The sequence below is a fragment of the Endozoicomonas sp. SESOKO4 genome, assembly GCF_024606275.1.
On the sequence record NZ_JAHHPS010000055.1, the window covers coordinates 1 to 6,512 of the forward strand.

The following is a 6,512-nucleotide window of genomic DNA, read 5'->3' on the forward strand; positions in this document are numbered from 1 at the left end:
CGAAAACGAAAGCTTGATGATGCAAAGTCAAGTGATTGATTTCTGCTTGTCATAGACTCAGAAGGCTCTATTTCGAATACCCCTTTTTTGCAGCAGCGGGTTTTTTATGTCTAAGCATGGTGTGTATCACAGATGCAAGGGGCAAAGGGTATAGTTTTGAAAAAACGATTTTTAGTAGCGTTGCTGTCGCTGCTCTCTTTGTCTGTCATATGTCAGGCCGAAACATTGGAAAGACATTTTATAGTCGAACTTGGACAGGATGGATTCTCCCCCGGCAGGACCCTTTCCATAAAGGCTTTACAGCCTGCATTGTCAGGCAACCCTTCATACTATGCCGACACACACGGCTGTGCTGGATCAGATTCTCTGCGAGCTGGCAAACAACACAGACTTGGCGGTTTCGAGGTGAAAACGTCCTTTTTTGAGTCAATCTCGTGGCACTTACTTGACGCCATCACTCTGGTGGCTGTTTACGAACTGGCCATGACCACCCATGACGCCGCTCTGAGTGGCACACCTCATTCATGGATACTTGTCGAAGCGTTTGTCGTTGTCGGCTCGCTTTTGAAAAGCTGCTGGAACCGAAATTCATGGTTGTTTACCCGGACGGATCAACCGGAAGCAAGTCAGGGTGATCCGTTCGTGATGAACATTACGATGCTTTTCGGACAAAGCCAAAATGGCCAACGAGAAAGCCAGCCGTCAGCATCATCCGGACAGCAAGCCCCAGGGGCGACCAGCTTCCGACTTTCAGGCTCTTTCACCAGTCCCCCTGATTCCGACTCTGGCGATGGAAATGAAGGTACTGAACAACATCAGCATACTCTGGGTTTAGATTGTTATGTAGATTCCTGCCGAGGCTTTTGTAAGCTCCGACCATCATCCTACGGCAGAGAGTCCGCTGAATGGGCGCTGAATTGGGAAGAAAGTTCGACAGGGCAAAGTCCTCATGTGATGACAGAAGTACAACCCTTTCAGCAACAATCCCATCTATTTACGATTGATATCAACCCGACAAATCATTGGCCCTCTTTGCACTCAGCGGATTCGGGGGCCGTTGGTGCAACTCGCGCTGATGGGCGTGAGTACATCGGGCAACTCACCTGTGACGTGAAAGAGGTTGGGCAGGATGACAAGGTGCGGTCATGCGGGACGGTCTGCAAGAATGCTACGGCTCTGAAGAGTCATAAAAAAAGAGACCACTGGACGCCACTTAAGTGGTTGATTGATGACATCGAAGAAATGGGAAGAGACCAAGGCTACACCAAACATAAATTTTGTGGCGACATAGTGGTCCGGATGGATGGCACATGGGATCCATGCTGGGTCTCCTTTGATAATGATCAAGCCATGATGTCTCACAAAACAGAATACCACTTCTGGCCAAAAAACTGCGTTCAGTCAGTGCTTGGAGAGAGAGGTCTGCAGTCATGCGGAAAGGTCTGCCGCAATTCTGAAGAGCTAGCGTATCACATAAGAATGCATCGAAAACGCAAGTTTGATGCCCGGCGGGATGATGACCCCAGTCATTCAGAAGAAAGTAGAGACTGATCCGGCTTCCTACCGGACTAAAACACGCTTCCTTTCTTGATCTGTCGCCTTCCTGATCTATCTTTCCCCTCTCTACTAATCAAAATGAAAATGAAAGGATAGAATAATGAGACTCCCGCTCTCGACAGCGCTAGTGTTGCTGCTTTTTTCGTTTTCTGTCATCTGTCAGGCCGAAACGTTGACGAGAAGATTTGTTGTCGAGTTTGAACAGACAAAACAGAGTTTTTCTATAAAGCGCGACCCGAATATGTTACCAGGCGACCCATCAGTCATTCCAGACACAAATGCCTTGGCAGGATCAGATCTGCCATCTGATTACAAACCACCCAGAGTTGGCAATGACGAAGCAAAGAAGACAACTGTTGATTACATTTCGTTGCGCTTGCTCTTCGCCACCCATCTGCTGGTTGCCTACGAACTGGTGCTGGCCACCAATGGCGGCTCTCCAAATTCCAAACCTTATTCATGGGTACCAGCAGAAGCGTTTGTGGCTGTCGGCTTGCTTTTGAAAAGCTATTGGAACCCCGATTCACCACTCTATAGCCCGACTGAAGAACTTGACCTGCTTGAGCAACAAGTTGAGCGACGAGAGGCGATTCAGGATCACCCGTTTGCAATCACCACTATGATGCTTCCCGGCAATGGTCAACAACAAGGTCAACAACAAAACCAGAAAGCAACATTATCCGGGCAGCAAGTTTCAGGGATGGCAACCCATACAAGCTGTTTCACCAACTCCTTGTCTTTCGGCTCTGGCGGTGGTCACGAAGGCCCTGGACAACATCAACATACTTTGGGTTTAAATTGTTACGTTGATTCCTGTAGTGGCGTTTGTAAACTGCAGCAATTATTCGCCGATGGTGAATCAACTGAAGGGTTACCGAATTCCATAGAAAATTCGACAGAACACGCTCATCATGCAATGACAGAAACACAACCCTTTCAACTATACGCCGATGCATTTACGTTTACGATGGAGATCGACCCAATAAATAACTATACACTGAGTGCAGGAGCGGCCTTTGAAAATGATGCGGCCGGGTCAATTGACTACGAGCCAGTAACCTGTGGATGCGGGACGATCTGTATTAATTTCAAGGCTCTTTTAAATCATCAAAAAAGAGATCACGGTAGTGGTAGCGGACGATCGGAGCAACGTAAGTATTTAAACGCTGTTTCCAAAAGAAGACGCCAAGAGCCCAAAACGGTCAACCAATCTGTGTCGGCAAACTTCGGGAACGATGGAGAGTTCTTCTGGAATCTTGAAGAGCCCGGGAATTACCAAAGCGTACGCCAAAAAACCGGGCCTGATGGTGGGGAACATGACCTCAGTCCATCGAAAGATAAAGAGTGATTCGGCTTCTAAACGGCACAAAACGTGCTTTCGGGAGGGATAGGTATCTATGGAGGCAACTGCAACATGTGACGGCAAATTCGCCAAGTTCATAGTGAAGGTAGATGACATCCGGCAGTGGCTCTAGCCAGCAGTATTCTGGAAGTTACAGTGCCTTATTTGTCAAAGTAGACGTTCCCATCATTCCGGGTAATGTTCTGGAAGACATTTGCCGCCTTTTGCGGTAATTCCCGGATTCGGGCGAATAAAATAGATCGCGACAGTTTTGTAGTGGTGGTTTTTTTACCCGGTGCAACTTTTCTGTCGTTTTTTCAGTTGAAATAAAAACACACTTATTCTATTGATCTATCACTCTTTTGATCTATGTTTCTTCCTTCTCTACAAATCAGAATGTACGTATGAAATAGTGAGAAACTCATTCTTTGTGGCACTGCTGTTGCTGCCAGAGTCATTATCTATCATCTGTCAGGCCGAACCGTTGACAAGACGTGCAGTTGTAGAGTTTCAAGAAAATAATTTGGGGTCAATAACCCAGAGTTTTTCTACAAAGTGTGACATGAATACATTGTCGCTTAAATCGACAGATATTGCTGACACAAATGACCACGCGGAGTCAGATTTACCGCCTGATGCTAATCCACATGGACCTGGCGGTTATGAGTTGAAAACGACCCTTATTGAGTTTATTTCGTGTCAATCGCTTTATGCCACGAGTCTGCTGGTGGCTTACGAACTGGTCCTGAACACTAATGCAGCTTCCGGCTTCAAACCTTATTCATGGCTCCCAACAGATGTGTGTGTCGCTGCCGGCTGGCTTTTGAAAAGCTATTGGAATCGAGATTCACCGCTGTCTGGCTCGATGGAACAATCAGAGGCAAGTCAGTGTGACCTGTTTACGATTACCATTATGATGCTCCCCGGAAATAGCCAACGACAAAACGAACCATCAGAATCATCCGGTCAGAATGCCTTAAGGGCAACCGCCATCCAGCTTAGTGGGTCTATCATCAGTGCCCTGTCTTCTGGCTCTGGCGGCGGTAAAGAAAACCCTGAGCAATACCGGCATACTTTGCGCTTAAATTGTTTTGTCGATTCCTGTCATGGCGTTTGTAGATTCCGACCTTCCGGAATCAGAGAACCCGCTGATGGATCGCTGAGTTCCGGAAAAAGTTCGACATTACGATCAATGAATGCAGGGGCTGCCAATGGAGCTCATACCAGCGAATTTGTCTGTGACGTGGTGTTGATCACGGAGAATGGAAAGCGAATGCCATGCGGGGCTGCCTTCAGGGATGACGAAAGGCTGTTCGGGCATAAAATGAGAGACCATACCGGGGCACAATTTTGCGACGCGTTAGTGGGCGGAGGGGATGGTGAGGAGCGACTGTGTGGGTGGATCTTCAGTAATATTCCAGGGTTGTGGCGTCACAGAAGAAGATGTCACCGAGATGGATGTGATATCAGACGGTCGCATCATAGAAGAAAATATCATACTGAGCCACGAATTTGTGACGTGATAGTGTTCTCGGATGGCGGAGCGCATCTATGTGGAAGGATCTTCAGTAATAGTGAAGGTTTGGGGAGCCACAGAAGACGATGCCATCAAGATGGCCACCGTATTAGATGGAATGATAGAAGGCGTTGAAAACACAAATGTGTTGATAAGTGGCATCTCCACATACCTTTCGATTTTTTACCGGACAGCAGAAAAGCTTTTGTCTATCCTGTCGTGCCAGACATTGCTTCTGAAAGACATTCGTCGTCAATTGATCTAATGCCGGGGTTCCGGCAAATAAAAAAGCGTCCGATTTTTTCTTAGCGATCTTTTTTCAAGGCTAAGGGTGGTTTGTATACTGCGATCTTCTTCCTTAAGAATTCCTGCCCGGTGACATTTTGGCTTTTGACAGAAAAAGATGCTTATTTTCTTGATCCATCACTTTCTTGGTCTACCTTCTTCCTAAAAACTGCAAGATAAGAGTAACGATAAAGTCATGAAAAACTCATTCTCAGCGACACTGCTGTTGTTGCAGTTCTATTTGTCAGCTACCTCTCAGGCCGACTCACTGACGACAGGCTTTGCCGTCGAGCTTCAACAGGCAAGCTCTCCAGAATGGAGCTTTTCCATAAAGCCAGACCACCCGCATTCATTGTCGGGCGGTCCGTCATACCCTGCTGACATAAACGGTTATGCAGAATCGATTTTGCCGTCTGATGAAAAACCTCAGAGATTCGGTAATTATGGGGTAAAAACGTCCTTTTTTGAGTCGGTCCCGTGGCAATTGATTTATGCTACGCATTTCCTGACTGCTTACGAACTGGTTATGACTGCTCGTGATGCCTCTGGCTTAAAGCCTTATTCATGGATACCTGTGGAAGCGTTTTTGGCTGTCGGCTGTCTTTTACGAAGCTATTTGAGCATTGATTCTCCGCTGTTCAACCTGATGGATCAACCGAAGGCAAGTCAGGATGACCCGTTTGCGATCACCACTATGATGCTCCCCGGAAATGGCCAACAACAAAGCCAAAAACAAAACGAGCAAACAGCATCATCTGCTCAGCAAGCCTCAGGGGCGAAGGCCTCCTTCATGACAGGCGCTATCCTTCCCGTGTCTTCTGGCTCTGGCGGCGGTAGTCAAAATCCTCAACAACACCAACATACATTGGGTTTAGATTGTTACGTCGATTCCTGTCTTGGCGTCTGCAGGCTGCGACCATCACCTGATTCCGGGCATCAGGTTTTCAGCGCGGTGCCGGTGGCAACTTTTAAACTGGCTCTGGTTGGCGACGGTGGTGTGGGTAAGACGACATTTGTTAAACGACACATTACTGGTGAATTCGAGAAAAAATATGTGGCCACAATCGGTGTTGAAGTCCATCCTATTCAATTTCACACTAATCGCGGTCTTGTTCGATTCAATGTTTGGGACACTGCCGGTCAGGAGAAATTCGGAGGACTTCGAGATGGGTATTATATTAAGTCCGATTGTGCAATTATCATGTTTGATGTAACGTCGCGGGTTACCTACAAGAGTGTTCCCAATTGGCACAAGGATCTGGTAAGAGTGTGTGAAGGCATACCTATTGTACTTGTTGGTAATAAAGTTGATATCAAGGACAGGAAGGTTAGGGCTAAAAATATAAATTTTCATCGCAAGAAGAACCTTCAGTATTTTGATATGTCAGCCAAATCAAATTACAATTTCGAAAAGCCTTTCCTCCATTTAATTAAGAAGCTGGCCAAAACTGAACAAATTCAGTTTGTAGAAGCCCCTGCGCTTCTGCCTCCTGAAGTGAGTATAAGCCGGGAGCAGGTCCTTAGATATGAGGCAGAACTCGAACAAGCTAAGAGCGTCCCCCTCCCTGAGGATGATGATGACATATGATGCACCCCTGAAAAACAATCGGCCCGGGACAAACTTCTGCAATGAGGCGCTTCTTGGTTGATGTTATTCTCACGCTGCCCGACAAGACTTTGTTGGTTGCCTGATTAGAGGTGAACGCTTCCTTGATTTTGACAGGAAGTACGTTTATTTGTTGATCTATCCCTCTTCTCTGTAAACCAGAATGCAAGGATAGAATTATTAAACACTCATTCTTTGCGGCAATG

4 protein-coding genes are annotated in these 6,512 nt (G+C 46.7%); all 4 read left to right on the top strand.

Features of this window, described 5'->3' with window-relative positions; genetic code table 11:
• Positions 1-156: 156 nt before the first annotated feature.
• The 4 genes from KDK16_RS00980 (at position 157) to KDK16_RS00995 (ending at position 6,288) form a co-directional block, all read left to right on the top strand.
• A complete protein-coding gene (locus KDK16_RS00980; protein WP_257254911.1) occupies positions 157-1,551 on the top strand; it encodes a hypothetical protein in 1,395 nt (464 codons plus the stop codon).
• A 106-nt stretch (positions 1,552-1,657) separates the two neighbouring features.
• Positions 1,658-2,905, top strand: a complete 1,248-nt coding sequence (locus KDK16_RS00985) for a hypothetical protein (protein WP_257274285.1) — start codon at positions 1,658-1,660, stop codon at positions 2,903-2,905.
• 478 nt (positions 2,906-3,383) lie between these two features.
• On the top strand, positions 3,384-4,550 hold the full coding sequence (locus KDK16_RS00990) for a hypothetical protein (protein ID WP_257274287.1): 1,167 nt from the start codon (positions 3,384-3,386) through the stop codon (positions 4,548-4,550).
• A gap of 346 nt (positions 4,551-4,896) precedes the next feature.
• On the top strand, positions 4,897-6,288 hold the full coding sequence (locus tag KDK16_RS00995; RefSeq protein ID WP_257254908.1) for a Ran family GTP-binding nuclear protein: 1,392 nt from the start codon (positions 4,897-4,899) through the stop codon (positions 6,286-6,288).
• The last annotated feature ends 224 nt before the right edge of the window (positions 6,289-6,512 follow it).

What these genes read in the sequence shown, in the direction of transcription:
- KDK16_RS00985 (WP_257274285.1), top strand. Translation starts at nt 1,658, where the DNA reads ATGAGACTCCCGCTCTCGACAGCGCTAGTGTTGCTGCTTTTTTCGTTT.
- KDK16_RS00995 (WP_257254908.1), top strand. Translation starts at nt 4,897, where the DNA reads ATGAAAAACTCATTCTCAGCGACACTGCTGTTGTTGCAGTTCTATTTG.